We start from the raw sequence: 1000 nt of genomic DNA on the forward strand, positions 1-1000 counted from the left end.
ATTGTCTCCCTCGGGTTGTTCTGGGGGATGGACAAGCTAGTAAACAAAGAGCGCCACGAGTTAGTGTCGAATGATGATCAGCGTATGGTCGATTTCATTCGCATTAAACCGGACGAAAAAGTACAGGAGAAAAAACGCGAACTCCCGAAACCGCCACCACCTAAGCGTCCGCCGCCGCCACCAGAAATGAAGGTGACGTCGACAGTAAAACCGGTGATGGACCAAGTTCCAATGGATATGCCAAAACTCGATCTACCAGTTAACGTCACTGGTGGCTCAGTGCTCGGTCATTACAGCCAAGGTGGCGGAGCGAGACTGGCAGGTAGCGGAGGCCCTGTGCCTTTAGCAACATTCCAACCTCAGATGCCTCGTAAGGCCGCCCGTTCTGGACTTGAGAAAGGTATCGTACTTGTAGAGTTTACTGTTAACGAACGTGGTAGCGTCGAGGACGTCAAAGTTTTAAAAGAGACACCACGTAAGTTGGGCTTGGGACAAGCCGCGAAGAAAACCGTATCTAAGTGGACCTTCAAACCCAAGATGGTTGATGGTAAAGCGGTTAGCTCTCGCCTTTCTCAAGAAATTGAGTTCTCTACAAACTAAGGAGTCATACGTATGAAAGCATATACCAAACTGTTGGCTTCTCTAGTGTTATTGTCAGGCGCGTATGGCGCGCCTGGTTTTGCCAACACTCCGGAGTTGTCAGACAAAACGTTTCGAACGGTAAACAAAGTTCAGGAACTCATTGCTACAGAAAAGTACGCTGATGCCCTTTCTAAATTGAACTCAGCATTAAGTAGTACAAGCAAAAAACAATATGACCGTGCAGTCTTACTGCAACAGATGGGCTTTTTGTACTCTCTGCAAGATGACTACCCGAAAGCAGCAAAGTATTTTGCTGATGCGTTAAGTTTAAACGCACTTCCAGTGCCTGTAGCCCAGCAAGTTCGTTATAGCTTGGCGCAGCTTTACTTAGCCGAAGGGCAATTTAAAAAGTCAGTAG

At 47.4% G+C, this 1000-nt stretch carries 1 protein-coding gene and 1 pseudogene; both read left to right on the top strand.

All coding sequences use genetic code 11. The features are described 5' to 3' along the window. A partial coding sequence (locus tag R7O12_RS27255) for an energy transducer TonB (RefSeq protein WP_318127168.1) occupies positions 1–600 on the top strand: 600 nt, incomplete at its 5' end. 12 nt (positions 601–612) lie between these two features. Continuing rightward, positions 613–1000: pseudogene (locus R7O12_RS27260) on the top strand (hypothetical protein); the annotation flags it as partial.

This window comes from Vibrio sp. Vb1574 (assembly GCF_033338675.1).